27 protein-coding genes are annotated in these 26,215 nt (G+C 45.6%); 3 read left to right on the top strand and 24 right to left on the bottom strand.

All coding sequences use genetic code 11. The features are described 5' to 3' along the window. Window positions 1-395 precede the first annotated feature (395 nt). The 19 genes from moaA to NSS66_RS14420 all read right to left on the bottom strand — a co-directional run bounded on the left by moaA (window position 396) and on the right by NSS66_RS14420 (window position 19,700). Entirely contained in the window at window positions 396-1,412 is a 1,017-nt protein-coding gene (gene moaA, locus NSS66_RS14510) for a GTP 3',8-cyclase MoaA (protein ID WP_023989693.1), read from the bottom strand. Window positions 1,413-1,449: 37 nt separating this feature from the next. After that, window positions 1,450-1,683 carry a MoaD/ThiS family protein gene (locus tag NSS66_RS14505; protein WP_023989694.1) on the bottom strand — a complete coding sequence of 78 codons (234 nt, stop codon included), beginning with the start codon at window positions 1,681-1,683 and terminating at the stop codon, window positions 1,450-1,452. Then, the gene (locus tag NSS66_RS14500; RefSeq protein WP_023989695.1) at window positions 1,680-2,120 is read right to left on the bottom strand and encodes a molybdenum cofactor biosynthesis protein MoaE; all 441 of its coding nucleotides are present in this window, start codon (window positions 2,118-2,120) and stop codon (window positions 1,680-1,682) included. The genes NSS66_RS14505 and NSS66_RS14500 overlap by 4 nt, the downstream gene beginning before the upstream one ends. An 85-nt stretch (window positions 2,121-2,205) precedes the next feature. Continuing rightward, window positions 2,206-3,225: a ThiF family adenylyltransferase gene (locus NSS66_RS14495; RefSeq protein ID WP_340959217.1), complete on the bottom strand. Its 1,020-nt coding sequence runs from the start codon at window positions 3,223-3,225 to the stop codon at window positions 2,206-2,208. Continuing rightward, window positions 3,218-4,372: a nitrate/nitrite transporter gene (locus NSS66_RS14490; RefSeq protein WP_023989697.1), complete on the bottom strand. Its 1,155-nt coding sequence runs from the start codon at window positions 4,370-4,372 to the stop codon at window positions 3,218-3,220. The genes NSS66_RS14495 and NSS66_RS14490 overlap by 8 nt, the downstream gene beginning before the upstream one ends. Before the next feature lie 166 nt (window positions 4,373-4,538). Further along, window positions 4,539-5,069, bottom strand: a complete 531-nt coding sequence (locus NSS66_RS14485; protein ID WP_209943192.1) for a hemerythrin domain-containing protein — start codon at window positions 5,067-5,069, stop codon at window positions 4,539-4,541. Window positions 5,070-5,091: 22 nt separating this feature from the next. After that, window positions 5,092-5,739: a response regulator transcription factor gene (locus tag NSS66_RS14480; protein ID WP_023989699.1), complete on the bottom strand. Its 648-nt coding sequence runs from the start codon at window positions 5,737-5,739 to the stop codon at window positions 5,092-5,094. Between the two features lie 7 nt (window positions 5,740-5,746). Continuing rightward, window positions 5,747-6,811: a PAS domain-containing sensor histidine kinase gene (locus tag NSS66_RS14475; protein ID WP_023989700.1), complete on the bottom strand. Its 1,065-nt coding sequence runs from the start codon at window positions 6,809-6,811 to the stop codon at window positions 5,747-5,749. 1 nt (window position 6,812) lies between these two features. Next, the gene (locus tag NSS66_RS14470) at window positions 6,813-7,265 is read right to left on the bottom strand and encodes a GAF domain-containing protein (protein WP_023989701.1); all 453 of its coding nucleotides are present in this window, start codon (window positions 7,263-7,265) and stop codon (window positions 6,813-6,815) included. A 45-nt stretch (window positions 7,266-7,310) separates the two neighbouring features. Further along, the gene (gene narI / locus NSS66_RS14465) at window positions 7,311-7,994 is read right to left on the bottom strand and encodes a respiratory nitrate reductase subunit gamma (protein WP_028542277.1); all 684 of its coding nucleotides are present in this window, start codon (window positions 7,992-7,994) and stop codon (window positions 7,311-7,313) included. After that, a complete protein-coding gene (gene narJ / locus NSS66_RS14460; RefSeq protein WP_023989703.1) occupies window positions 7,994-8,560 on the bottom strand; it encodes a nitrate reductase molybdenum cofactor assembly chaperone in 567 nt (188 codons plus the stop codon). Before narJ ends, narI begins: the two co-directional genes overlap by 1 nt. Then, window positions 8,553-10,130 carry a nitrate reductase subunit beta gene (gene narH, locus NSS66_RS14455; RefSeq protein WP_023989704.1) on the bottom strand — a complete coding sequence of 526 codons (1,578 nt, stop codon included), beginning with the start codon at window positions 10,128-10,130 and terminating at the stop codon, window positions 8,553-8,555. The genes narJ and narH overlap by 8 nt, the downstream gene beginning before the upstream one ends. Then, on the bottom strand, window positions 10,120-13,794 hold the full coding sequence (locus NSS66_RS14450) for a nitrate reductase subunit alpha (RefSeq protein ID WP_340959209.1): 3,675 nt from the start codon (window positions 13,792-13,794) through the stop codon (window positions 10,120-10,122). Before NSS66_RS14450 ends, narH begins: the two co-directional genes overlap by 11 nt. 198 nt (window positions 13,795-13,992) lie before the next feature. After that, the gene (modB, locus tag NSS66_RS14445) at window positions 13,993-14,670 is read right to left on the bottom strand and encodes a molybdate ABC transporter permease subunit (protein WP_028542273.1); all 678 of its coding nucleotides are present in this window, start codon (window positions 14,668-14,670) and stop codon (window positions 13,993-13,995) included. Beyond that, a complete protein-coding gene (gene modA / locus NSS66_RS14440; protein ID WP_340959207.1) occupies window positions 14,667-15,518 on the bottom strand; it encodes a molybdate ABC transporter substrate-binding protein in 852 nt (283 codons plus the stop codon). The genes modB and modA overlap by 4 nt, the downstream gene beginning before the upstream one ends. Before the next feature lie 29 nt (window positions 15,519-15,547). Then, window positions 15,548-16,267 carry an iron-sulfur cluster repair di-iron protein gene (ric, locus tag NSS66_RS14435; protein ID WP_025718083.1) on the bottom strand — a complete coding sequence of 240 codons (720 nt, stop codon included), beginning with the start codon at window positions 16,265-16,267 and terminating at the stop codon, window positions 15,548-15,550. Window positions 16,268-16,376: 109 nt separating this feature from the next. Beyond that, on the bottom strand, window positions 16,377-17,798 hold the full coding sequence (gene hemG / locus NSS66_RS14430) for a protoporphyrinogen oxidase (RefSeq protein WP_339200631.1): 1,422 nt from the start codon (window positions 17,796-17,798) through the stop codon (window positions 16,377-16,379). Continuing rightward, window positions 17,782-18,897 carry a TIGR04053 family radical SAM/SPASM domain-containing protein gene (locus NSS66_RS14425; protein WP_340959203.1) on the bottom strand — a complete coding sequence of 372 codons (1,116 nt, stop codon included), beginning with the start codon at window positions 18,895-18,897 and terminating at the stop codon, window positions 17,782-17,784. Before NSS66_RS14425 ends, hemG begins: the two co-directional genes overlap by 17 nt. A gap of 14 nt (window positions 18,898-18,911) precedes the next feature. Next, window positions 18,912-19,700 carry a YwiC-like family protein gene (locus NSS66_RS14420; protein WP_340959202.1) on the bottom strand — a complete coding sequence of 263 codons (789 nt, stop codon included), beginning with the start codon at window positions 19,698-19,700 and terminating at the stop codon, window positions 18,912-18,914. 169 nt (window positions 19,701-19,869) lie between these two features. Here NSS66_RS14420 and NSS66_RS14415 point away from each other — a divergent pair, with 169 nt between their 5' ends. Continuing rightward, entirely contained in the window at window positions 19,870-20,292 is a 423-nt protein-coding gene (locus tag NSS66_RS14415; protein ID WP_340959201.1) for a hypothetical protein, read from the top strand. 29 nt (window positions 20,293-20,321) lie between these two features. Here the strand turns inward: NSS66_RS14415 and NSS66_RS14410 are convergent, their stop codons facing one another. The 5 genes from NSS66_RS14410 to NSS66_RS14390 all read right to left on the bottom strand — a co-directional run bounded on the left by NSS66_RS14410 (window position 20,322) and on the right by NSS66_RS14390 (window position 23,935). Further along, entirely contained in the window at window positions 20,322-21,119 is a 798-nt protein-coding gene (locus tag NSS66_RS14410; protein WP_023989713.1) for a hypothetical protein, read from the bottom strand. A gap of 79 nt (window positions 21,120-21,198) precedes the next feature. Next, window positions 21,199-21,666 (bottom strand): hypothetical protein, encoded by a 468-nt coding sequence (locus tag NSS66_RS14405; protein ID WP_340959200.1) that lies wholly within the window; start codon window positions 21,664-21,666, stop codon window positions 21,199-21,201. Between the two features lie 50 nt (window positions 21,667-21,716). Continuing rightward, window positions 21,717-22,187: a DUF6097 family protein gene (locus tag NSS66_RS14400; RefSeq protein ID WP_053325884.1), complete on the bottom strand. Its 471-nt coding sequence runs from the start codon at window positions 22,185-22,187 to the stop codon at window positions 21,717-21,719. Window positions 22,188-22,286: 99 nt separating this feature from the next. After that, window positions 22,287-22,988 (bottom strand): DUF1963 domain-containing protein, encoded by a 702-nt coding sequence (locus NSS66_RS14395; protein ID WP_053325885.1) that lies wholly within the window; start codon window positions 22,986-22,988, stop codon window positions 22,287-22,289. A gap of 20 nt (window positions 22,989-23,008) precedes the next feature. Further along, complete coding sequence (locus NSS66_RS14390; protein WP_340959198.1) at window positions 23,009-23,935, bottom strand: cell division protein ZipA C-terminal FtsZ-binding domain-containing protein; 927 nt, start codon at window positions 23,933-23,935, stop codon at window positions 23,009-23,011. Between the two features lie 158 nt (window positions 23,936-24,093). On the opposite strand from NSS66_RS14390, the gene NSS66_RS14385 reads away from it, so the two are divergent. Further along, complete coding sequence (locus NSS66_RS14385) at window positions 24,094-24,840, top strand: hypothetical protein (protein ID WP_340959195.1); 747 nt, start codon at window positions 24,094-24,096, stop codon at window positions 24,838-24,840. A 272-nt stretch (window positions 24,841-25,112) separates the two neighbouring features. After that, window positions 25,113-26,198: a WXG100 family type VII secretion target gene (locus NSS66_RS14380; protein ID WP_028542261.1), complete on the top strand. Its 1,086-nt coding sequence runs from the start codon at window positions 25,113-25,115 to the stop codon at window positions 26,196-26,198. The last annotated feature ends 17 nt before the right edge of the window (window positions 26,199-26,215 follow it).

Here is a 26,215-nt window from a genome sequence, read left to right as displayed (position 1 = left end):
ATCTTGAGTGCTTCCAAACCGATCTGATATTCCGTTTTGAAAATGAATATAGTCGGTTAACCACGTCCTATGACATCATTTTTCGGATGTCGATTCGTTGGTCGACGTCATCATCTTTGTTGTTCAGCACTTGTAAGGCTTTATATCACTCACCTTTCTGCGTTATGGCTGGGCCATATATTCATATCATGCAGGATATCGTAAAGCTTGTATTCTAAAAAGAAAAGGCAAAACCCAACACATGGAAATCTAATTCCATGCCTCGGGTTTTGCCTTTTCAGTAACAATCCCAAGATCATAATAACATCGAATTTAAGTTTTGCCAACAAAAATGTTTGCGCTTTCTTTTTCGAGGCAACCACATCAAATACAGCACATTCTCATGGTATAAAATGTCAGCCGCCAATGTAGGACATGTTAATCTTTTTTTTGTTGTTGGCTGTCTGCTCCGTACGTTCATCGGAATACCGGTCTGTGCGTTGCTCCCATACAGAAGTAATCACATCGAGTAATTCCTGGTCATTCGCTCCATTACGAAGCATCTGACGTAGATCAAATCCGCCTGAAGCAAACAAACATGTATAAAACTTGCCATCGCACGATAAGCGGGCACGTGTACAAGACGAACAAAACGATTCAGAAACCGAAGTAATAAAACCAATCTGTGCGTCGCTGTCTTTATAACGGTAACGCTTTGCTACTTCTCCAAAGTAATCCTGATCCATCGGCTCCAGCTCGTACGCATTCTTAAGTCGTTCAACGATTTCTTTTTTGGTTAGTACCTTTTTGAAGCTCCATCCGTTGTCATTACCTACATCCATAAACTCGATAAAGCGAAGGGTTATTCCCTGCTCCTTAAAATAGGCGGCCATCGGCAAAATCTCCGAGTCATTAACGCCTTTTTGAACTACCATATTGACCTTGATTTCAAAGCCGATTTCTCTTGCATATTCGATCTGCTTCAAAATAATATCAGGCTTAATCCCCCGCCCATTCAACCGCCCAAATAGCTCGGGGTCCAGAGCGTCCAGACTGACATTAAGCCGTCGTAGCCCCGCGTCATAGAGAGGCTTAGCCTGCTGTCCTAGCAGCACACCGTTGGTGGTCAAGCCGACATCTTCCACTCCGTCAATGGACAAAATTTGGGAGACCAGGTCGGGTAGATTCCTGCGCATTAATGGTTCGCCGCCCGTGAGTCGGATCTTTTTTACACCCAGGGATACAAAGAGCTTCGTCAGCCGGTGAATCTCTTCAAACGACAGACATTCATTTTGGGGAAGAAAGGCGTAATCGTCACCGAAAATTTCTTTAGGCATGCAATAGGAACAGCGGAAATTGCAGCGGTCTGTAACCGATATACGCAGGTCACGAATCGGCCGCTGCAACTTGTCTTTCAGTGGATGAAAATTCATACGCCCCCTCCTTTCTAGTTGTTTAGCATCGTTATCATTAGCCGCCGCTGACTGGGGGAATGAAGGCTGCAATGTCTCCATCCTGTAATACATCCGTAGACAACGCATACTCCTCGTTTATCGCAATTCGCACAGACTTGATCGGCATATCTGGATATTGATCTGTTATCCAATTGGATAAATCGCCTACCGTTTGGCCCGCCAAATCTGCCAATTCTTCTGCTTTTCCCGTCACCTCACGGAGTCCCGCAAAGTAGTACAGCTTAATCATGACTGATCTCCCCCCGGCTTTTTCTTTTGATCTCCGACCCACTGCGTTCCATCTTCCCAAATCTCTCGTTTCCAAATAGGAACTATTTCTTTGATTCGTTCGATCGCGTATTCATTCGCCTCATACGCATCCGAACGGTGAGGTGAAGAAACGGCAATGACAACGGCGACATCACCGATTTGAAGCTCGCCAATGCGGTGCGCGATCGCCACTCGCGTTCCTTCCCATTTCTGTTCGATTTCGCGACCAATCTCTGCGAGTTTTTTTTGAGCCATAGGGACATAGGCCTCATAAGCAAGGTATAAGGTCCGTACGCCTTGAGTCCATTCTCGTACGTGCCCTGTAAAAATAGTCACCGCTCCTGCTTCCGGCCTTAGGACATAATCCGCATAAGCCTGCGGGATAATGGGCTCCGTTACGATTTCAAACACACTCATCTTTTCCACCTTCCAGCCACCGGACAAGCCACTCTCCGGTGACAGACTCTTTTAAATGTTTCTGCTTTTTGTATCTACATCTCATTTAACCGAACAGCTGATGATATAGTTTTTGACCGTTGGCAACACTCCGGACACCGTGTATGAGAAGCCTTCCGTTTTTGAATAAAATCATTCGATGCTTAAAAGCATAAAACTCAACGAAATAAGGGGTTCTTTTTACACGATCTGCTATAAGCCTGCCCATTTTCTCTGCATCATCAAGCGTGATCGGACGTTGTGGGTCTGGAAGAACCTGTACCACGTTCCGTCCGCACAGAGTCGCATACGCCGAGCGACGTGATGCTGTCAGTGCAGGAAACGTAGGATGTTCTCCACAGGTTGGACAATCTTGGTTACGGATGCGGGAAATCCCTATGTCCATCTGCGTATTCTCCCATAGATCAAATAGATGAACCTTGCGGCGCATCTTATCATGTCTGCCACTCAGCCACTTCATGGCTTCTGCACATTGGAGGGCAGCTGTCACCTGGACTGCGGGTGAGATGATTCCAGCCGTATCGCAGGTCTGATTGATCGCAGGCAACGATGGCAGAAGGCAGCGTAAACAAGCAGACTCGCCCGGCACGAATGGAAAAACAACGCCTGTGCTTCCAACACAGGCTCCATAAATCCATGGAATTCCTGCCTTCAGTGCAGCGTCGTTGATAAGCAGACGAGTTTCAAAATTGTCCGTAGCATCCATCAGCAATTTACTTTTGCTGGCAAGTTCTTGAACAAGCTCGGCATCCAAATTATCGAGATATGTGTGCAACCGCACGTCTTCTCGTATGGCTTTCAGCCTTTTTTCGGCTGCCATGACCTTAGGCTGCATTTCCGCGGCGTCCTGCTCCGTGAACAGCTGCTGACGTTGCAGATTCGACATCTCCACATAATCCCTGTCGACAAGATGAAGCTCCCCAATGCCCGCTCTTACCAATGTTTCGGCAATGGCGGAACCCAGTGCCCCGCAACCGATAATGGTGACGACAGCAGCGGATAAATTACGCTGCCCTTCGCCACCAATAGGTCTAAATAAGATCTGTCTGGAATAACGTTCATTCATTAGATTGTGTCCCTTGATAATACAGCCATATAACGAGGATCAGGCTAGCCAGCGCCACTTGGGAGAGGAGCATGAATCCAATGGAATATTGGCCAGTAGCGGCATGAATCGTCGACAACAAGATCGGAGGGAAAAAGCCACCGAGACCGCCCATCATGGATACAATTCCGTTAACTATACCTGCCTGTTTATTAAAATAAAATGGAACTAGCTTGAAAATGACGCCGTTCCCCATTCCAGCACATACAGCGATCGCCAAGCAGCCTACTGTATAAAGGGTAATCCCTGGTGAAAAAGCCAAAAGAATCGCAGCGACCGTATAAACAGAGAACGTGCCTACCAGCAGGAACAGGGGCTGAAACCGATCCGCCAGCCAGCCACCGATGGGGCGGAAGAAAGTGGCAATCGCTATAAAGCCTGCTGTACGCATCCCTGCATCCACTTTAGTCAGCTCAAAATTCGATACCAGGAAATTCGGCAAGTACACCGTGAACGCTACAAATGAGCCAAATGTAATAAAATAAAAGAGCGAGAAAAACCAAAGTTTTTCATTTTTGTAAACCCCTTTAATCTGTTCCATAATGGGCGTCTTTACTTTAGCTTCATGACGGTCCCCTAAGAAGAAATTCAAAGCGATAAAAACAAGCAGCAGAATGAGATACAGCTTCACTGTAGGGGCCCAGCCAATTTGAGTAGCCACAATAGGGGCCGAGAAGGTAGTGACGGCTGTTCCCAAATTCCCTATGCCATACATCCCATTTACAAACCCATGCTTTTCCTTTGGATAATACTTCGGCAGCGAAGTCACCCCAACCGAGAACACAGCTCCCCCAATCCCAAGGAACAAGCCACCGATAATTAAATCCATCATCGTAGAAGCTTCACTGATATAGTAGACGGGAAACAAAAGCAAAATAAAGCTAACGAGAAAAACGATTCTTGCTCCGAAGATGTTGGCATAATAACCAAGCGGAATGCGCAGAATCGAACCAAGCACGACCGGAATTGCTGTGACCATGGCCAATTTTCCGGGTGGAATAGCAATATCCTCCGTAATGAACGGCATAAGCGAAGAAATGATAACCCATACCATGAATCCAAGAATCAAGTTCAATGTTTGTAACGGCAACTGCATTTTTCTAATCATTTAACTCACCTTTTCAACGTTTTTTCTGTCGAATTATTGATTTGAATTTTCTGTCCCCATTGTAGCCGCTAGCCCATCCATTCGAATATAGGGGAGTCCCCTTTACCTAACAGGGGACTCCCTGAAAATATAAAAAACCGCTTCTATAGGAAGCGGCTTGGTCAATTCAAGAGATAAGCGTATTTAATTTGTCACATAACTTGGTCAGATCATTCCGATTGATCTGTTGCTCTGCCATAGGAAAAAGTACGGTTTCTTCTTTTATAAAATGTACAGTCAGGACTTCGAACGCCTCTCCCGCGTTCTTGGTCGCCTCCTGAATCTCATCAAGCGTGAGCAAACTCAGATCGCCCTCCGTTTGATAAAGAAAATGATCGATATAGCCCTCTATTTCACGGTGCTCCTCCTGTATACCAACGAGCGGTCCCTGCTCAAAACCAATGTAGGTTCCTAGCATAGAAAAGAAGTGTTCTTCTTCCTTTTCGGTATGTTTCTTTAGGGATACCCTAAAATCGATAATCTGCGTTCTCAGTTTTTCCAGTTGCTTGCGGCCTTCTTCCAAATCTAGTATTCTGTGCTGCTCAAACCACAATACAATGGCATGCCATTCATCCATCAGATAGGTTAGATAGCGATGCTCATTTTCAAGAATACGCATGGCAGGTTTGGAAAAGCGCAATTTCTCATTTTCCAGCACGCGGATTTCCTCCATTCATCGGCTAAAAATCCAGCATTTTTTTCTTTAATGCATATTGGACCAGTTCAGGCCGGCTTCTTAAATTCAATTTTTCCATGATTTTCGCTTTGTTCGCTTCCACCGTCTTGACAGAGATGAACAGCTTTTCCGCAACTTCCTTGTTACCGTAACCTTTTGCGACCAGAGGTAGAATCTCCAGCTCCCGCTTGGACAGGATCTCATAAGGATCTTCTGATTGTGACGTCGTATCTTTTTTGATGAACTCACGAACGAGAGAAGTAGCCATTTTAGGATGGATATAAGTCCCACCCCCATGAATGGTTCGTATAGCAAGCAATAGCTCCTCATCTGGAGCATTTTTCAAAACGTATCCTGAAGCACCATTCTTTAAAATATGAAAAAGATATTCTTCATCGTCATGCATGGTCAGAATCAGAATTTTAGTATCAGGGTGGTCCTCTTTAATCTTGCCTGTAGCGATCAATCCACTTTCGCCTGGGGGCATGCTGAGATCCATGATTAGAATATCCGGACGATATTTAGCTACCATCGTATACGCTTCAATGCCATCCGCAGCCGTTCCGACAACCTCCATATCCGATTGGAAGTTCAAAATCATGGAAAATCCGCTTCGTACAATAGCATGGTCATCCGCTAACACAATTTTGATCAAGTCTCTATTCCTCCTCTTGGCCAATCGGAATTTGTAAAAAGACTTTGGTTCCCTGACCAACATTTGAAAGGACGCCAAAACTTCCACCTACCAACTCTGCTCGCTCCTGCATGCCATATAAACCTAATCCCGTTCCAATAGGCTTGCTCCCCTTTTCAAAGCCAATTCCATCGTCCTCTACAGTCAAACGAAGTGTATGATCGTGCTCAGTCAAAGAAACTTTAACCATGTCTACCTGGGCATACTTCAAGGCATTGAGAACAGCCTCCTGGCAGACACGGTAAATGACCGTTTCCTTTTCACTTCCATATCGCTTTTGGGAAAGATCCGACACAAATTCAACTACCAGACCAAAGCTTTGTTCAACCCTCTTAAAGTGGGAACGAAATGCCGCTTCAAGCCCAAAATCATCAAGTGTGGCGGGGCGTAATTCCACAGACAGGTTGCGGATATCATCCAGCAATCGCGTCATGGATGCTTCAGTCTGCTTCATATTTTTGATGAGCTGTTCATCATTCGTCATGTATTTTAACACCCGTAGTTCAACAACCGCGCTCATCAATTCCTGGGCCACACTGTCGTGCAGTTCCCTGGAAAGCCGTTTGCGCTCATTTTCCTGCGCTTCAATGACATGCTTCATCATTTTGTTTTGATACAATTTTTCCTGCGTCTGAAATTGTGGAGTCAAGTCTCTCAACATCAACACCCGTGTTCCATGTTCAGAATCAATGGTGTGAAAAGAAGCGGCATAGGGAACCATTCGGTTGCTCTTCGTTTCCAGATACACCTGAAAAGAAGCGAAATCCTTGGATTCTGGCATATTGAAATAACAATCAAGGCAGGTACGGGGCTCCGTTTCGCTTGTATAACCCCTGCATGTTCCACATAAAGCTCTTTCCTTCCCTTCATAGAGTTGGATGAGGACGTCATCGCCCACAATCTCCTCAGCTGCCGGATTCATGGCTAGGGTATTCCCTTGCCTATCAAAAAAGAAAATGGCTTCCGTACTGTTCTCAAACAACTTCACCATTAGCGCACTCAAAGAGCCAGTCCCTAAAGACAATGTCAATTCACATCACTTCCTTCCCGTTCAACTCTCCAATTCCTCTATGTGCCAAGGCTTCCAAATCACGCATCATGGCTTCGGTCATGAGCTGTTCTTCCCGAAATCCACCAAGCAGTACGCCCGCGACGCGAGCATCATTCCATAGGGGAACAGCCCCGAGACTCTTGAGCTTCTCGGATTGAACGATCGGATAGTTAAACAGGTTGTCTGCCCCCACATATTGATAAATAGATGGAATGAAAACGGATTTCCCGGTTTTAAACACGATTCCTGCTATGCCCTTACCGGATTGCAGCACAATCCGCTTAAAGCGATCATTTAAATTACCGGCTGCATTTTTCCATTTAATTACGTATTGATATTCGGCCGGTTCAACCAGAGCTAGCGCCATGAAATCATAACCGAAATGTTCGCGTATTCGCTCAAGCTCCCTTTGATAATCCATCCTATTATTCATCGCTCTCTCCTAATAGAATTAGGAAAGAAGGCAGAGCCCGCTTTCCTAATTCGATTTATGTCTTCTGTAAAGGATATAACTTCTGCGCACATAATTCAACGGAACACTCCACACATGTACAAGCCGGGTAAACGGCCAGAATGCAAAAATCGCAAAGCCCATAAGTATATGAAGCCTGAAAGACATCGGTACGTCTCTCATCAGAGTCGGGTCAACACGGAATATGAATAAACCGCGGAACCAGATCGAGATCGTCTCCCGATAATCGAATTCCGGCTGTACCGCATTCGTTACGAGAGTCGCGAACATCCCCATGCATACAATGGCCAAAAGCAATACGTTTACAATCAAATCAGACGCTGTACTTAAACGGCGCACATTGCGCATTGTAAAACGACGAGAGGTAAGAATCAACATACCGAGGAATGTCATCGCTCCAAATATTCCACCAACATAAACTGCTCCAATATGATACAGATGATCGTTTACACCCAGTGCATGCATCCAGGTTTTTGGTATGCCCAAACCGGATACATGACCCATAATAACTGGGATAATACCCAGGTGGAATAAGAGACTTCCGATCATCAATTGTTTTTTTTCAATAAACTCACTTGATTTTGCTGTCCAATTGAACTGGTCGTTTCTATAGCGGAAAATATGCCCTACAATAAAGACCACCACGCACATATAAGGGAAAATAACCCATAAAAACTGCTCTAGCATCATCATTGCGCGGCTGCCTCCTGTTCTACGCAAACTTTAAGCGTTTCACGCAGTCCCTTCACCAAATGAAAATACGGGCTTTTCATTTTTTCCAACGCTTTAAGCAAATGATATGTGCCGTCTTCCAAGATCGCGATTGGCATGCGGAAGTTTTCTGTCGTCTTCGGATCTTGCGACCATTCGGCGGCATACAGAAATTCACACATGAGCGGCAGGTAATCTGGCAGCTCTCCATCTGGCATTTCAAGACCATACATCTCGTATAGCACCTTTAACTTGACCAACATTTGTCCCCGTTCTTTTGCATCTTCGAATTTAAAGTAAGTCATATATAGTGCACAATTCTTTTGAAAATCAAAGGTTTCCGTATACATTTCCTGAATCTCTTCCATACTGAACTCTTGCATAAGGGACCAGTAGGTGTTCGCATACGTATATGCCGGATGGTTTGGATCAAACGATGTTTCCAGAAAAGCCGGATGAAAATCCAGCTTTTCTGGGTACATGAGTTGCTGGGCGAAAAACCCGAATGATGGCTTGCATTCATACAGCTTCGCTACATTAATCACGCCAAATACCCCCGTAGAAGTTTTCTTCATACATTTCTTTGCCCGTTTTCAAGGGCTCTTCCATCCCCATTGAACTTGCCAGACTACAGCCATCACATCCAGAGCCTGAACCCATGTTTCCCATGGTATCGCCGTAACCAGCAGATCCTTGAGCTCGGTACGGGTTCGAATATCCTTCTTTATGCGATGTCGGAATGACGAAACGATCCTCATACTTGGCAATCGCCAGAAGTCGATACATCTGCTCGGTCTGCCGCGGTGTCATGCCGATGCGCTCAAGACGGCTTTCATCGAAAGATTGTCCTGTGGACTGGGCACGCATATAGGAGCGCATCATAGCCATTCGCTGCAAGGATTCCTTCACGGTTTGCGTGTCGCCCGCCGTCAGCATATTGGCAAGGTACTGAATGGGGGTACGCATCTCTTCGATAGCCGGAAAGATCATATCGGGATTCTCAATCGAGTCTTTCCCTTCAAAGTAATTCATGATCGGACTAAGTGGTGGCACATACCAGACCATAGGTAATGTGCGGTATTCCGGATGAAGCGGGAATGCCAGCTTGTGCTCAATGGCAAGCTTGTAGACCGGCGAGTTCTGCGCTGCTTCGATCCAGTCCTCCGAGATACCGTCTTTTCTCGCTTGAGCAATCACTGCCGGATCACTTGGATCCATGAACAGGTCGCACTGCGCTTTGTAAAGTTCTTTCTCATCCTGCGTAGAAGCGGCCTCAAGCACCCGATCCGCGTCATACAGCATAACGCCGAGGTAGCGAATTCGTCCTGTACATGTCTCGGAGCAGACTGTCGGCAGGCCAGCTTCCACACGTGGGAAACAGAAGGTACATTTTTCCGCTTTGTTCGTCTGCCAGTTAAAGTACACTTTTTTGTATGGACAGCCCGTCATGCAATACCGCCATCCGCGGCAGGCTTCCTGATCCACGAGCACGATTCCGTCCTCGTCTCGTTTGTACATGGCGCCCGAAGGACAGGACGCGACACAGCTTGGATTTAGGCAATGTTCGCAAAGCCGTGGGAGATACACCATGAACGACTTCTCAAAGTTAAATTTAATCTCTTCTTCGATTTTCTGAATATTTGGATCAAGCGGACCGGTTACATGCGCACCCGCCAGGTCATCTTCCCAGTTTGGGCCCCACTCCAAATCCATTTTTTCACCTGTTACCGCAGAATGCGCGCGTGCCACAGGTGAATGCTTCTGTTCTCCAGCGTTGGTCAGTTGCTCGTAATTGTAAGTCCAGGGCTCATAATAATCTTTCATTTCCGGCATGTCTGGATTGTAAAAAATCTTACCCAGTGCTATCTTGGACAGCTTGTTGCCTGACTTCAGTTCCAGTTTCCCTTTGCGGAGCTGCCAGCCACCTTTATATAATTCCTGGTCTTCCCAGCGCTTCGGATAACCGATACCGGGTTTGGTTTCCACATTGTTAAACCACATATATTCCGCACCTTTGCGGTTCGTCCAGGTTGTTTTACATGTCACGCTGCACGTATGACAGCCAATACATTTATCCAGGTTCATGACCATGGCAATTTGAGCTTTAATCTTCAAGCCAGTTAACCTCCTTCATTTTACGTACCGCAACGTACACATCACGCTGGTTGCCGATCGGACCATAATAGTTGAATCCATAACTAAGCTGAGCATATCCACCGACCATCTGGGTTGGTTTGAGATGAATTCTTGTCGGTGCGTTATGACTACCGCCGCGTGTATCCGTGATTTCGGAGCCTGGCACTTGAATGTGCTTATCCTGAGCATGGTACATGAACATCGTTCCTCTTGGCATCCGGTGGCTGACAACAGTCCGGGCGGTTACGACGCCGTTACGGTTGTATACCTCTACCCAATCATTGTCGGCCAGATCGTGTGCCTCTGCGTCTTCGTTGTTGATCCACACCGTAGGACCTCCGCGAAACAGTGTCAGCATGTGCTGGTTGTCCTGATAGGTGGAGTGAATATTCCATTTACCGTGCGGTGTCAGATAACGAAGCACAAGTGAATCTTGCCCGCCTTTTATTTCCCGGTCGCGAGGGCCGAACACCATCGGCGGCAGCGTCGGTTTGTAGATCGGCAATGATTCCCCAAATTGTTGGAAAATCTCATGATCAATATAGAAATGCTGTCTTCCCGTCAAAGTACGAAACGGAACGAGACGTTCAATATTCGTTGTAAATGGTGAATAGCGGCGTCCCTTCTTGTTCGATCCAGTGAATACTGGTGTCGGTATAACTTCCCGTGGCTGTGCCGTGATACTTTGGAAAGTGATCCTTTCCGCTGCCCGATCGGCCGAGATGTCTTTGAGTTCCACACCGTGAAGCTCTTCTGCCTGCTCATAAGCCTTTTGCGACACCCGTCCATTAGTCGCGGATGAAAGGTGAAGAATTGCATTGGCCACTTGGCGAGCTGTCTGGATTTTGGGCAGCCCATCTTTAATGGACTCATCGTAATAAACTCCGTTCAACTTTTTCATTTCCTCATATTCGTCCGCTACGGAGAAGCTGACGCCATGCGCACCTGCTTTCCCAGTAGTCAAATTAGGACCGAGTGAGATAAATTTATCGTGAATTTTAGTATAATCGCGTTCGATGATGCTGAAATTCGGCATGGTTTTACCCGGAGTCGCTTCAATCTCGCCCTTCGTCCAATCCTTTACAAGACCCATCGGCTGTGAAATTTCGCCTATACTATCGTGTGCGAGCGGCGCGGTCACAAGGTCTTTATATATTCCTGGTAGATACTCTTTTGCCATATCCGAAAAGACTTCGGAAAGCTGGCGGTAAATATCCCAGTCCGCGCGGGATTCCCACAGAGGGTTAACAGCCGGATTAAATGGATGCACGAAAGGATGCATGTCTGTTGACGACAAGTCTGTTTTTTCGTACCAGGTTGCCGCCGGAAGCACGATGTCCGCGTACAATGGAGTTGTTGTCATCCGGAAATCAAGTGCAACCATCAAATCAAGCTTTCCTTCTACATCTTCTCTCCAGACGATTTCCTCAGGTTTCTGTTCTTCATTCGGCCGGGCAAGCAGGGCATCAGATGCTCCGAGTAAATGTTTCATGAAATACTCTTGCCCCTTCGCCGAACTGGAAATCAGATTTGACCGCCAAACAAAGAGTGAACGCGGGAAGTTCTCGGCTGCCCCGGGATCTTCTACAGCGAAGCGTGTCTTACGTGATTTAATCTCTTCCACAGAATGATTAATGATGTCCTCGTTGGACTTCTTGCCTAATTGCGCAGCCTCTTCGGCGAACAGTAGACTGTTTTTATTAAACTGTGGATAAGAAGGCAGCCAACCCAGACGCGCTGCGAGCACGTTGTAGTCTGCTGGATGTCTGTAACTGACATCCCCGCCAATCGGTGACTTCAAGGTGTCTGTTCCACTTTCTTCGTAACGCCACTGCTCTGTTGCAAAGTAGAAAAACGATGTAGCATTTTGCTGTCGAGCCGCCCCTTGCCAGTCTTTTGCAAAGGCAATCGTTGACCAGCCTTCGATTGGGCGAAGCTTTTCTTGACCCACATAATGCGCCCAGCCTCCACCGTTTACACCTTGGGAAGCAGTCAACACGACAAGATTCAAGATGGACCGATAGATCGTGTCACTATTGAACCAGTGATTGATACCCGCACCCATAATAATCATGGAGCGCCCTTTAGTATCGATAGCATTTTGGGCAAATTCCCGAGCAATCTGTACCACAACAGACGCCTTCACACCTGTGATCTTCTCCTGCCAGGCAGGGGTATAATGCGAAGCTTCGTCGTAATAATTTTTGGCGTTATGAGGGCTGTCATTGCGTGCGACACCGTACTGGCTCATCATCAAATCGTACACAGTTGCTACGTAACGTTCCGAGCCATCTGCCAAGCGTACTTTTTTGGCCGGAATTACACGTTTGAACGTTCCATTACCGGCGTTATCAAAGTAAGGGAATACGACTTCTTCCCATTGCTCGCCATGACCTTCCACAGTGAGCGCGGGCTCAACCTTTGTTCCGTCTTCCCGTTCCAGAATCAGGTTCCATTTCTTATCCTGCTCCCAGCGCTGTCCCATCGTACCGTTCGGGACCAGCATTTCCCCCGCCGCTTCGTCATATATGACCGGCTTCCAGTCCGCATGCGGCGAAACATCGCCCAGGTCACTCGCCCGTAGAAAACGTCCACCTTTCCAGGCTCCCTCGTGTGGATCAAGCAGAATCATAAACGGCATATCCGTATATTGTTTGGCATAGTTAATGAACATCGGTTCTTGGCGATCTTTGTAAAACTCATCCAAAATAACATGCGTCATAGCCTGGGCTATGGCAGCATCTGTACCCGGATGTGGTGCAAGCCAGTTGTCAGCGAACTTCACATTCTCCGCCAAGTCCGGAGCCACGGATACGACTTTTGTTCCCTTATATCGTACTTCCGTCATAAAATGAGCGTCTGGCGTCCGGGTAAGCGGTACGTTCGATCCCCACATAATCAGGTAACCCGCATTGTACCAATCAGAAGATTCCGGTACATCCGTCTGCTCACCCCAAATTTGAGGAGATGAAGGAGGAAGGTCGGCATACCAGTCATAAAAACTCAACATCTGCCCACCCAGTAGCGAAATGAATCGAGCTCCTGAAGCGTAGCTTATCATTGACATCGCCGGAATTGGCGTAAAGCCCGCGATCCGGTCGGGACCATACTTACGAATGGTATAGATGAGTTGCGCCGAGATCAGGCGTAGGACATCGTCCCAAGCGACACGGACATGACCGCCTTTTCCGCGAGCTGCTTTGTAGAGCTTGGCTTTCTCCGGATCTTCCACAATGCTTGCCCATGCTTCCACCGGATTGGCATGTTCCTGGATGGCTGCCTGCCAAAGCCGCAACAGCTTACCGCGCATATAAGGGTATTTCACCCGTAATGGACTGTATTCATACCAGGAAAATGTAGCCCCACGCGGGCATCCGCGCGGTTCAAATTCTGGCATATCTACACCGCAGGAGGGATAATCGATCTGTTGATTTTCCCAGGTAATGATGCCGTTTTTCACAAAAACCTTCCAACTACAGGAACCGGTACAGTTCACTCCGTGAGTCGTCCGAACCACTTTGTCGTGAGACCAACGCTGACGGTACACGTTTTCCCATTCTCTATTTTTTTCCTCAAGGATTGACCAATTTCCCGAATAGCTTTCGATCGGTTTAAAAAAGTTGAGGTTGTATTTTTTTTTCATCGATGACCAACACTCCTTTTTAGAAAGAATCATCCCAACGCAAGTTCCAAGGGAAGACTCATTCGCTTACTCTCATTATGTAATTCATTCATCTCTGTTCCCATTAGGGAATGTCCTATAGCGCTACAGGAAATCCCTCGTTCTATGGAAAGATACAAAAAAGCCTCCCCCTGCTAAAGGGAAGCTTGTATGGAGTAATTAATTGTTCTTTTGACCCGTTAACAGGAGCATGATAAAAGAAATGAGTATGATAGAGCATGTCCACGCCCAGGCCATAGGAAGATGACCAGCATCCACCGCAATATAAATGGCCGTCGGAATCGTTTGTGTTTTACCCGGAATATTTCCGGCAATCATCAGCGTAGCACCAAATTCGCCCAGGCCGCGGGCAAAACCGAGTATAAAGGCAGCCTTAAAAGAAGGGAAAATTAAAGGGAAGGTGATGTATCGAAAAACCTGCCATTCACTTGCACCCATCGAACGTCCCGCGTTTTCCAAGTCCCGGTCAACAGAAGACAGTCCCATTCTCAGCGTCCGATAGACAAGAGGAAAAGCCACTACCACCGCTGCTATAACCCCAGCCCACCACGAGAATATAATAGGCTCGCCAAACCATTGCTCCACAAACCGTCCGAACCCGCTTTTTCGTCCAAGTAATATGAGCAGTAAAAAACCAACAACCGTCGGTGGGAGTACCAAAGGCAGCATAAGCACGGTTTCAACAACCGTTTTCCCTTTAAATAATCCCAACCGCGACATTGACCATGCCACAAGCAAGCCTAATATGATTACCAGAACGCTGGATAACAGTGCAACCTGCAACGATAATCGGATAGGAGGCCAATATTCATTCCAATCTATATCTTGCATGCTCACTTCGGTATGGTAAATCCATACTTAGCCATAATATTCAGAGATTCTTGCGATTGTAAGTATGCATAAAAGTCTTCGGCTTCTTGAATGTGCTTTGAAGCTTTGACAATCCCGATTGGATACTCAACAGGTGAATAGGTTTTGGGATCCACCTCAAAGGCGATTTTTGCCTTCTGTGAAGTCAACGCATCTGTTTTATATACAAATCCGACATCAGCATTCCCCGTTTCCACATATTGCAACACTTGTCTAACGTCTTTTGCCTGAACCAGCTTGCTCTGTAACGTGTCCCAAAGCTTCGCTTTCATCAGCGCTTCCTGTGCGTAGTTGCCCGCAGGGACACTTTCAGGAATTCCGATCGCAACTTTCTTCACTTCTTTTTTTGTTAAATCGGTTACACTCGCGATGTTCATCGTCCCGTCTGCAGGGATAACCGCGACCAATTCGTTCGTCAGCCACGTTTTTTGTTTTTTCGTATCTATTAACTGCTGATCAACAAGGGACTTCATGTTTTTGGTCGAAGCGGACAGAAACAAATCCGACGGCGCTCCTTGCTCAATTTGTTTTTCCAGCGCACCAGAGCCGCCGAAGTTAAAATTCAATTTGATGCCTGTATGGGTTGATTCGTATGAATGCTGAATTTCTTTGAGCGCATCCGTTAAACTTGCTGCTGCGGATATGGTAAGCTCAATAGTTTCAGCCGTTTTCGAAGATGTCTGGCTGGAAGATCCATTCTTACCGGCGCTGTCAACATTTGAATCTAGTTGTTGTTTCGTACCGCATCCTGATAATAATAAAATGATGGAAATAACCAAAACGAAAACAGTGCTACTTTTAATTAATTTATGCATTTGGTTCGGCTCCTCATGTTCGTTCATCATCAATTAATGGGTTTCGCGATTAGCTGTGCCTGTCTTGTACGTTCGATTAGTGTACAATTTTCAAGAAGAATATGATTAAAAATATCTGCTTCCAGGTCTTCTAACCGCTTCAATACGAGTCGGTGCGTACCACAAGCTTCCTGCATTGGCTCAAAGCCGTTTGTGATCAAACGCATTTCCTTCAGGAATTCCACCACTGTTTGATGTTCGTCTTGCAACTTGGACAAAATTGGATTCAACTCATCTGCTCGTTCCACTGTTGATTCTTGTAAAAATGCTTCAATCATCGGAAACACAAGGTCCTCCTCATTTTGAATATGTTCCGATAATTCCTGTTTAAGCAAGGTGAACAGTTCATTAACTCGCTTTAGATGCGGATAACGTTCGCCGTGAACCCGCGTTAGTTTGGTTACATACGGCGTTAACGCCGATAGTTCTTCCCGAAGCTTCGTATGATACTCATTTTGAATATAGGCGATTAGCTCTTTTGGTTCGAGTGAAGGAGGTTGCATTTGCTTATGCTGTGCCTGCTTTTCTTCCACTTCATGTATCTGCGTTAGCAGTTCACCAGCGTGGAGGCCTCGATTGGCTGCTGCTTCACGGAGCGATATTTTCCCTCCGCAGCAGAAATCAATCCTAAGTTTGCGGAACAGATCTCCTGTTTTGGGTACTGCTTTCACAATGTCCGCCACCCATGTTTCTTCCGTTAACTGGCTCATCTTCCATTCCTCCATCATACTTCGATTTTGTGCTTAACTTTCATTCTACGTCTCCCTTAAAGCTGAACCAATCAGGGGGTTCCCTCTTTCACTAGTGGAAAGAGCCTGATTATAACAAATCAGAAAGCAACTGTTCAGCCGCTTCTTTCCCTTGAGCGATGCAATCTGGAATTCCAACGCCCCCATAGCCGGCACCGCATAGAAAAACACCCGGTAAATACTGTGCAAAGTCCTGTCTCATCTTCGCCATATGCTCTTTGTGTCCAATCGGATATTGCGGCATCGATCGATCACACCTACTGACTTCTGTGAATTCTGGTTCCGCTTCCAGGCCCATTAAATCTTTCAAATCCTTGCGCGCGGCATCCACAAGTTGATTGTCTGTCATTTGAACCCACTCCTGTGCACCTGCATGTCCGATATAGGTCCGTAAAAGCGTATATCCTTCAGGAGCAGTATGGCTCCACTTCGTCGAAGACCAAGTGCATGCGGTAATCTTTTTGCCTTCTTTGCGGGGGACTAGAAATCCCGTTCCCTCAAAAGCAAAATTAAGATCTGTGTTTTTATAAGCAAGGGCAATATTGGCTACGGAAACATAGTGAATCTTGTGTAACCAGCTAGCGCTTGCAACGCCGGAAAATAATGCAGCCGCTTCAAAAGCTGGAACAGCACAAATCACCGCATCCGCATCTATTTTTTGTCCATGTTCTAAAATGACCTGATAACCGTTTTCTTTCCTTACTTCAACTACACCTTGCCCCATAACAAAACGTACGGTATCCAGCCTTTCCTTTAGCCGCTCCACGATCGTAGATAATCCTAGCCGATAAGAAAGAAACATACTTTTCTTAGCGATATCAGGCAGTTTGTCTTGTACTGCTGGCTTTCTTCCCGCCCCTTTAGACATACCCTTAATCAGACTTCCATGCTTTTGTTCCATTAGTTTAAATTGAGGGAAAGTTGACATAAGGCTCAGAGAATGAGTATCCCCAGCATAAATTCCAGACAACAGAGGTTCTGTAATCTGATCCAGAACTTCTTTGCCGAGACGCCGTTTGATAAAATCCCCTAGAGATTCGTCCGCATCACCTTTCTTCGCCGGAATGATTAAATCCAGAGCTGCCCGTGCTTTTCCCAACGGAGAAATAAGCCCTGTCCGAATGAAGGGGGTGAGCTTTGTTGGAATGCCCAGAATGAAGCCCATCGGCATCGTATGAAGTTTGCCCTTATGCAAAATGCAAGCAGATTTGGCTTTCGGGTTTGTCGATACCAGCTCTGCTTCCAGCCCCAACTCCATGGTCAGATCCAATATTGCTGTCTTTCTGGCCAAGAAAGCATCTGGTCCTTTTTCGATCATAAAATCGTTTTGGCGAACGGTTTGTAGCTTTCCTCCCAGACGTTCACTTTTCTCCACCAGTGTAATCTCTACTTCAAGCTGCCTATCCTCAGCCAGCTTTTTCACATAAAAGGCAGCACTTAAACCGCTTATTCCTCCACCGAGAATAACGACTTTTTTAGAACTTTTTTTCATGAAAACACTTTTCCTCTCCAACTCCGGGTATATAAGCACAATAAGGGTCACTCTCCAAATAGTCTCCTGTTATTGCAAAAGCCCTTGCTCTGGAGCCCCCACAGACGGCCTTGAATTCACAGACTCCACATTTACCTTTAAGTAGGGACTTATCTCTAAGATTCATCATGATCGGAGAGTTGCGATAAATATCTGCCAGGCTATCCTTTCGTACATTCCCGCACATAAGAGGCAGGAAACCGCTCGGGTATACTTCGCCGATATGACTAATAAAAACAAATCCATCTCCATCATTTACGCCTTTAGGAGCACGTCCTAAAACATCTGCCCTCTTTTGTCCGTCTGCTACACTGCTCTCACCTGCTCTGTGCTTTTGCTGCAGTACGACCCTCCGGTAGTGAGGAGCTTCTGTAGCCTTCACACCGTACGGCATCTGTTGCTGTATTTGATACAACCATTTCATTACGGCTTCATGCTCATCAGGAGTAATCATATCTTTCTCCATGCCACGTCCGGTTGGAACAAGGAAAAATAAACTCCATAACACGGCCTGCATTTCCTTTACCCTTTCTGCAATTTGCTCCAGATCATGAAGGTTGTACCGGGACACCGTCGTGTTCACTTGAATAGGGATATTCAGTTCCTTCAAATAACCAATTCCTCGCATGGTCGTATCGTAAGAACCCGCTGTACCCCTAAAATGATCGTGAATGTCTGCACATGAACCGTCCAGACTAAACGCCCATCGCGATAACCCAACTTGCTTTGCTTTTTCTACCGCTCCTCGTGTCACTTTAGGGGTGGCACTGGGGGTCATTGAAACCGACAGATTTTTCTCTTCAATTGCATATCGTGCCAGTTCAAACAGATCAGGACGCATTAAAGGATCTCCGCCTGTGAATACAACCAACGGATGATTCATTTCAGCAATTTGATCTATCAGCTTCTTACCCTCTTCTAATGTCAGCTGGCGAGGATCAGGTTTGTACTGAGCTTCCGCTCTACAGTGAAGGCACTTTAAAGCACAAGCTCGTGTAACCTCCCAGATGACTATAAACGGGTCTGTATGATAATCACGCGGCGTTTTCAAAGATATCATTGATGTCTCTCCTTTTAGAAGTATAAAAACAACACAAAAACATAGAGCATCATTGAAAATCCAATTTCCGCCATGCCAACTTGTTTTGCCTTTAATCCGAGTTTAGGAAGCCATATGGCTCGTATCAAAAAAATCAAAAAAGGAACAAACAGAGGTAACTTTAACCAAGTAGCAAACAACAAAATCACCAAATGATAGATGACGGAAGCATAATGGTAACGTATATTTTTTCTTTCACGAATGATCGTTTTGACATACAAAGCAGTTCCGATAAAGTAAAGCACCAAAAGCAAGAATAGCTCTGTTGCTACTCTCCAATTCTCTCCTCCCCCCATATAAATAACAGGGTATATAAAAGAACAAAAGAGTAGAATTGCAACAATGTCATTGAGTAAAGCACGTTCATTTTTCGTTTTTGCAAAATAAATATTAGCCATAAAAAAGAGCAATAGAAGAACTCCATACCAGATCAAGGCAGGCTCAAACCATATCAGTGAAATTAACAAAGGAAGTAATATCACTCCGTATATAACGGCGGGTTTGCGGTATCTTGCACTGCTGCCTGTTTTGATCCATTGGAGGACAGGAAAACTGAATAAGTAGATAAAAAACCAGCACACAAATAGGGGAATATGAATAAGTTCCCCTCGAGAAGCAGCTAAACCGAATAAAAATGGAAGAATGAGCATGGCCCAGGCTCCATGTTGATTAGGTATGTATCTGCTCATCCCCTTCAAACCCTTGATCCTTTTTTCACAATCTTTTTTATGTCTGTTATTTCGGTTAATCGATTCATCATCCATTCCCCCAAAATTGAGTTTTATCTTCTAACTTCATTCTAAGTATTATATGAAATTGAACCAATTAGGGAGTTCCCTTTTCCTTAGCGGGGAATATCCTAACCGGAAAAATAACGCTATTTTCTTATGCTATACTGTACTAAAAAAGGGAACAAAGAAAGGATGAACTGTTATGGGAGGACCTTCTTTACGTCAACTGCATGCTCATCATGCCATTCATCAAGGCGGGCTATCTGGCGCTCTAGATAAGACGAGAGAAGTAGAAGAATTACTCGAAGCAAAAGAATTCAAGGTGGCGCGCCAAGCTGCCGACCACTTGATCGAATATTGGGAAACCCGCATTCTCAGCCATGCTGATGCAGAAGAGGAAGGATTCTATCAGGAAAAGGTTGAGAAAAAACCGGAACTGCAGGAGGCTGTCGTCAAACTTACAAGGGATCATGATTTGCTCCGAATCATTGTAAAAGAGCTCAAAGCCGGGATCCGTGAAGAAGGGCTTACGCCTGAAGTTCTTCAGCAGTTCCACGCGCTTCTGATTGTCAATGCTATTCATAGTCGGGAAGAAGAACGTTTGTTGTTTGAGGAACCGTCATGATCAAGATGTGGCATAACGATTCACTTTCTCTATAAAAACGTACCGAAGAAATAGTCCAACGCCTCCTGCGAGTATCTGTCATCTCCTTGCCAAGCTGCTACGGAATAAAAATCATGATTGCCGTGCTGTCGTTTACGAGGCGTGTCCTGTGGGACCAGCAGTCCGGCATATCCCCACACCTCCATGACTACATCACGCTCGTTTTTGCTGGATGGAAACACATCCTTCCAGCGCTTTTCCAATTGACGTGCACTGCTTTGAGCATCACAGTTCTGAACAGCTTCGAGCATGTTATGAAGTATAGCTAGATCCTCATCGGAAACCTGAACATCCTCTTCTTGACTGAACAATTCAAGGTCCATCCAGCAATATAGAAGGTGGTTCAGACGAATACCGCCCCATTTGATTCGTTCAAAATTCAGTACATTCAAATCTTCATTGACGTATTCATTATCAGACATCATTTTATTAAAATTACAATCCCCACAGCTACTGTAATTGGGCAGGACGACAGGCCGCTCACCATAGGTGTGCAAAGGAAGCCCAGCGGTTAATGCCCAGCTCGATAAGGCGCTTCGTAAATGAACCTTTTTCGTGGAAAGGCTGTGCAAAAATGCTGCTGCCACTCGCTCTTTTGTAGCCTTTTGCTGATGCAACTCATGTAATCTGTTTATAATCTCGTTATGTGTAATGGTGATCGGATCGAACATCAAGCCCTTACTTTTGGCATATTCAAAATCCTCACCCGAAAAAGATCCCCGCTCCTGCTTCCAGCCGCTGGAGGACCAGAATGTGTTCATCAGTATTTTTTTTGCCTTTTTATCCACAAAACATCTCCCTTACTCATCTCAACCCCTTCACCTCCAATACAAAGCTCAGGGTTGTAGTGCATTTTATGTAAGATTGCTATTCATCTTTATATTTAAAAGCAATGGCCGTATTTCCTGACCGGGGGTCAAAATAAGAAGAGATTTTCCCCCAGCTCAGTTCATATTCCATATAGGGGTAAGGCTTGGTTTGACGATAGCTTGGCTTCACGGACAAATGTTGCTGTAACAAACGATCATGCTCCCCTTGCCGCTTTCTCTCCCCTTCCTCAGACCAATTATACCAAGAAGTTGGAAATTCATTGCCCTGAAGCGAAATCTCCACGACAATTAGGCTTGTATCCTTAAAGCATACAGACACAAAAAAATGCCGACGCAGCAAAGAAACCTGATCGAAATGATACCAGATGTAGTCATTCCCTAGCCTTCTTACAGAATGAAAATATTTCGAATACCAAGTGGTCTCTAACAACTGATCTTCTGTTAAAGATGAGTAGATCGCACGCTCACCATCGACCTGAATGATTCCTGATTCCCAGTCATTCATTGCTGCCACTCCTTCAGCTATTATGCCAATCTCCTACAGTTACTCTGTCCTCATATGTACACATGATTGAAAATGGCCTGCCAAGCCCGCTCTAGCACGCGCGTATGTAATTGTTTGGCATAAACATTTCTAACGATGGCAAGAACGATCACACCCACGAATACAACACTGAGCAAAGTGATAGAGGGAACCCAATGGTCAAACATGGCATTCGCCAGCACTTGCAGCAAATGTCGTTCTGGTTGTAAATATTCCACCGCCGCAACGATGCCTGCTGCCAGCAATATAATCACAGATATGGTCATAAGCATTACATTGATTACTTTGTATTTAGCAAGCCCTCGCTGAAAAACGCGAGTTCCAGCATATTGCTCCAGCACGATGATCTGTTTGTGAAAATCATTTTCTACCTGTTCTACAGGCAGATCGTGCTTCTGAATAAATGCATGGGCTTTCTTCAATTCGGATTGTATAAATAAACTACTCTGGATAGCAGATCCCAGCTGACCTAAAACATTCATATCTTTTTACCCCACTTCAATAGTGTCTAACTTACGAGTATATAGGGTTGCCATGCTCTACAACACGATCGGTTCCAGACTGCTCTCTAAGTGAGCTAATCAGTAAAAATCAAAGTAACCCCGCCAGGCTCCTTCATTCTGATGCTTGGCAAAATAAAAACTGCCCCCATCGACAATATTCAATTCGGCTTTGGCATCTGAAGCAATCTGAAACACAAATTCATAGCCCTCGCCAAAGTCGATGCCCGATTGAACAAAGCTGGGATAGCCACCGATTTTGTGAACCGCATATATTTCCTCTACGATGTCCTCAAAATAGTCGGGTTCCTCCTCGTCCAAATGGTTGAGGGCATCGCCATATTTCTCAGGAATGTCTTCACCGTCCCAGACCGGATAATCATTCTCTTTGAGTTCGGGGAACAGCGGGAATGCTTTGATTTGCATAAATGCCGGACCAAAATCTTTTTCAACCAAATCCTCTAACGACGTATACTCACGAATACACATATATCCTTCCATGTCCTCATGATCCAGTACATCAGGAGACAGAAAGACCGTCAACAGCTTGACACTGTGTATAGCCGGAGGAACAAAGGGCAAGGCAGGCAAATACAATTGCATGATCGGAGCCATAACATTCCCCTGTACATCAATGGGTTGCTCCTCCGTTGGCAAAGCCACTGTAACTCTACCAATCCAGCTCTGTTCAAGGGAACCGGATGGTCTACGGCCCCCTGTATGGAAAATAGTAGCTTTACGTTTTAGAATCGTTCTTAGCTTCTCAATAGCGTTGCTGGACAACGAAACCACTCCTTTCTAATCTAGAATAGAAACGCAACAACATCCTCTCCTGCTTTAAAACCAAACTCACTTAAGCGGTCTTCCATCTCTTGAATCTGACGTAGATAATCTTCCGGCACAACTGGCAGACCCTGTTCATTCACTAATGTCCCGCCAAGTCTGGCGCGTGCATATTCGGCACTTTTCCACATCGCCTCAAACACAGTTTGCGGCTGTACGGTTCGTACCCCATCCATACTGAAAATCAAATCTGCAAAGCGATCCTCTGCGAGTGTACTCAACCAAAAAAATCCAGGCTCGGTTCCCGTATGTACGCTAAATAGTTCATCATAGCCTCCCAGCCCGTGATGGTGTGCATGGAAAATATCCATATCTCCCCACTCCATTCCGAGACTCAGCATGACATCCCAGATATCCGCTCCACGGTAAGATTGGCCTTGATCCGCTACCAGCCTAAGCATGACAGCATGTTCCCTTTCACCTTCCTGATCTGTAAATGCTTTAAGTTTCTCCGCTTTTGCACGTGCACGGGCAGCAACCTCCCGAGGAAGCACATGAACGGTGCCCTTCTCCTGAAAACGCGCTGGCAGTGTGTTCATAAAGTCTGCAACCTTGGCTTCATCTAAACGAATCTGCATCTCTACATTATCGAATATATCCATACAAATACAGATTTTATCAAAATGGCATTCGCCTGCCGATCTGCGCCCCACACTAGTCCACATCTGTAAATCATGCACATGTCCATACACGATATATCCTTTGAGCAATTGCAAAATATCCTCATCTGACAACGTAAAACCACTGAATTCCACATCAATCAGCCAATAGATATTTGCATCAGGCTCCACTTGATGGATTCCTTTTATGGTCTTCACAGGCTCATGTTCCAACTCCACGCTAAGGATGCTAGATACATCCTCACTCCCATGTTCGGGTAAATTCATGAATCTCCCTCCTAGCTAGCTGTTTTCACTTTACAGTTTCCTATAATTCTCAATCTATATTAAACTATAACTCACCAAGCACAAAATAGTATAAAACGGTGCTGGGTCGTTGAACTTAACTTTTAGAAATTCAAAGCTTCGAAAGGGGAGAACTCGTGATGCAAAAACTTTGGCAAAAAGGGAAGGCTCTGTCTCTGCCTATTATGGTGTCCGCATCGCTAATATCTGGAGCGCTGTCTGTAAGTACACCTGCGGCGAATGCGGCTGCAACCAAGGAATTGCTTCAGCTATCCGGTCAGACTACTTACTATGGAGAGGTCGAGAATGGGCAGCCCAACGGACGTGGTACGATCAAATGGAGCGAATATAAGCAGTATTCGGGTGATTTTGTGAATGGCAAGCGTTCAGGTACTGGAAAATATATAAATCAATACACGGATGCAGATGGACAAAATCATAAAGTCGTATACAACGGCACATGGAGCAATGACACGATGAGTGGCAAGGGTACGCAGACTGAAAAAGTGACACAAATGGACGGAACCGTACGTTCGAACGAGATCCAAGTAGGTACCTTTCAGAACAATGGATTACAGAGTGGCTACCAAGTGATCCACGCTGTGGCAGATCCAGACTACAGCTTCACTTATAAAAATAGCAAAGAAATACTAAATATCTTGCACAGTAATCAAGATCTGGTCCAAAGATGGCAAAAAGGAGATCTCTTCTCCGTAAATTATAAAAATGGCTCTGTCCAAAAGGAATACTCTATGTTCCCTGAAGAGACTGCTACCAAAGAACGTCAAAGACAAGCGTCCATCAAGTATCTCAAAGGAATTACTGCCAAGGTCACTCCTTATTTGCAGCAGTTTGAAAAGCTGTCCAAGCAGATTCCGCTAAAATAATTAAAACGACGCGAAATATGTATTAGCTTCTACGCAAGAAGGCCTCTCTTTCTAATGGAAAGCTCCATTTGAAAAGAGGGGCTTTTTTCGTTTTCGTTATGAATGGCATATAAGAACTTCGGAGCATAACACCTCCTACTATTCTCCCTTATGAATCCTCAGGAACTCATACAAATGACTTATTTTTCACTTAAATACCCTCCTTTTTTTGCTAACCCCCACTAGATTCACTAGAATATAAGTAATTATTTTAATCATCCGAGGTGGACATCATGGCTAAAATTATGGTTCCTCCTGAGAAACTAGAGGCGGTTTCCAGGCAGTTCGCACAGGCACGTGAGCTGGGGGCACAAATTTGCGGACAACTGTCACAGCATATTCAGATGTTGGAAAATAGCTGGGCGGGAACAACACAGCAGCGCTTTTATCAGGATTTTCATAAAGCGCGTGGACAAATGGATGCTTTCACTCAAACTGTCGATTCTGTCAGCACAGAGCTGCGTTCCATTGCAGTAAAATTCAAGGAAACAGACACCCAAGCAGACACGGGTATTCCCAAAGGAGATCACAGCGGACAGATCGGCAGCAGTGAAGGGGCAACTTCCGGGAAAAAAGGACCCGATCCAGCAGATATAGCTATTAACAGCATTTCAGAAGCCAATAAATGGCGCGGGCAACTGGGATTTGCCGGAACAGCTATCTATAGCGGTCTGGCTTCCACACTTGTGCTCACCAAAACAGTAGAATTCAAGAAAAGTCTGAAGAATCCCACTCGAGCGGTTATACATAATGCGGCATGGGTGAATGGCAAGGGTAACAATGCGTTTATGCGTAATTTGGGCAAAAGCCTAAACCGCCAATTCGCTAAACCCGGTATTGTGATGAAGGGTTTAAAGGGCTTTGATCGTTTAGCTGGAAAGCTTCAAATGGGTAAGCTCGGCCTCGGATTCAACAAAGCCAATAGCTTTCCTCAGTGGACGCGGAACGTCATCGCCGGGGTGGAAAAAGGCCGTTACGGCATAGCCACCCGCCAAATTCCCGGCATGATTGCCAAAAAGCTATACCCTATTAATGCCACCATGAATATTGTGGGCGAGGGTATCAGTCTGGCTGGAAAATGGAAAAGCGGGAAGCTTACCGGAACGGATGTGGCTGTATCTGCTTCTAACGTAGCGATTAAAACCGCTGCAACTTATGGCGGTGCTGTTGCTTTGGGAGCCGTAGGCGGCGCTATCGGTGGTCCGGTCGGTGCAGCCGTCGGTGCTTACGTCGGCGGTACGGTGGGAAGCTGGGCAGGTGGAAAAGTCGCCAAATTCGCCGAAAAGGGGATACGTTGGGCCAGCAAACTATTTAAATGACATACACCTAACAGATG

It is taken from the genome of Paenibacillus sp. FSL R10-2748 (assembly GCF_038005565.1).
In the GTDB taxonomy this organism is placed as follows: Bacteria; Bacillota; Bacilli; order Paenibacillales; family Paenibacillaceae; genus Paenibacillus; species Paenibacillus polymyxa_B.
This window is presented reverse-complemented; position numbering and strand designations above follow the sequence as displayed.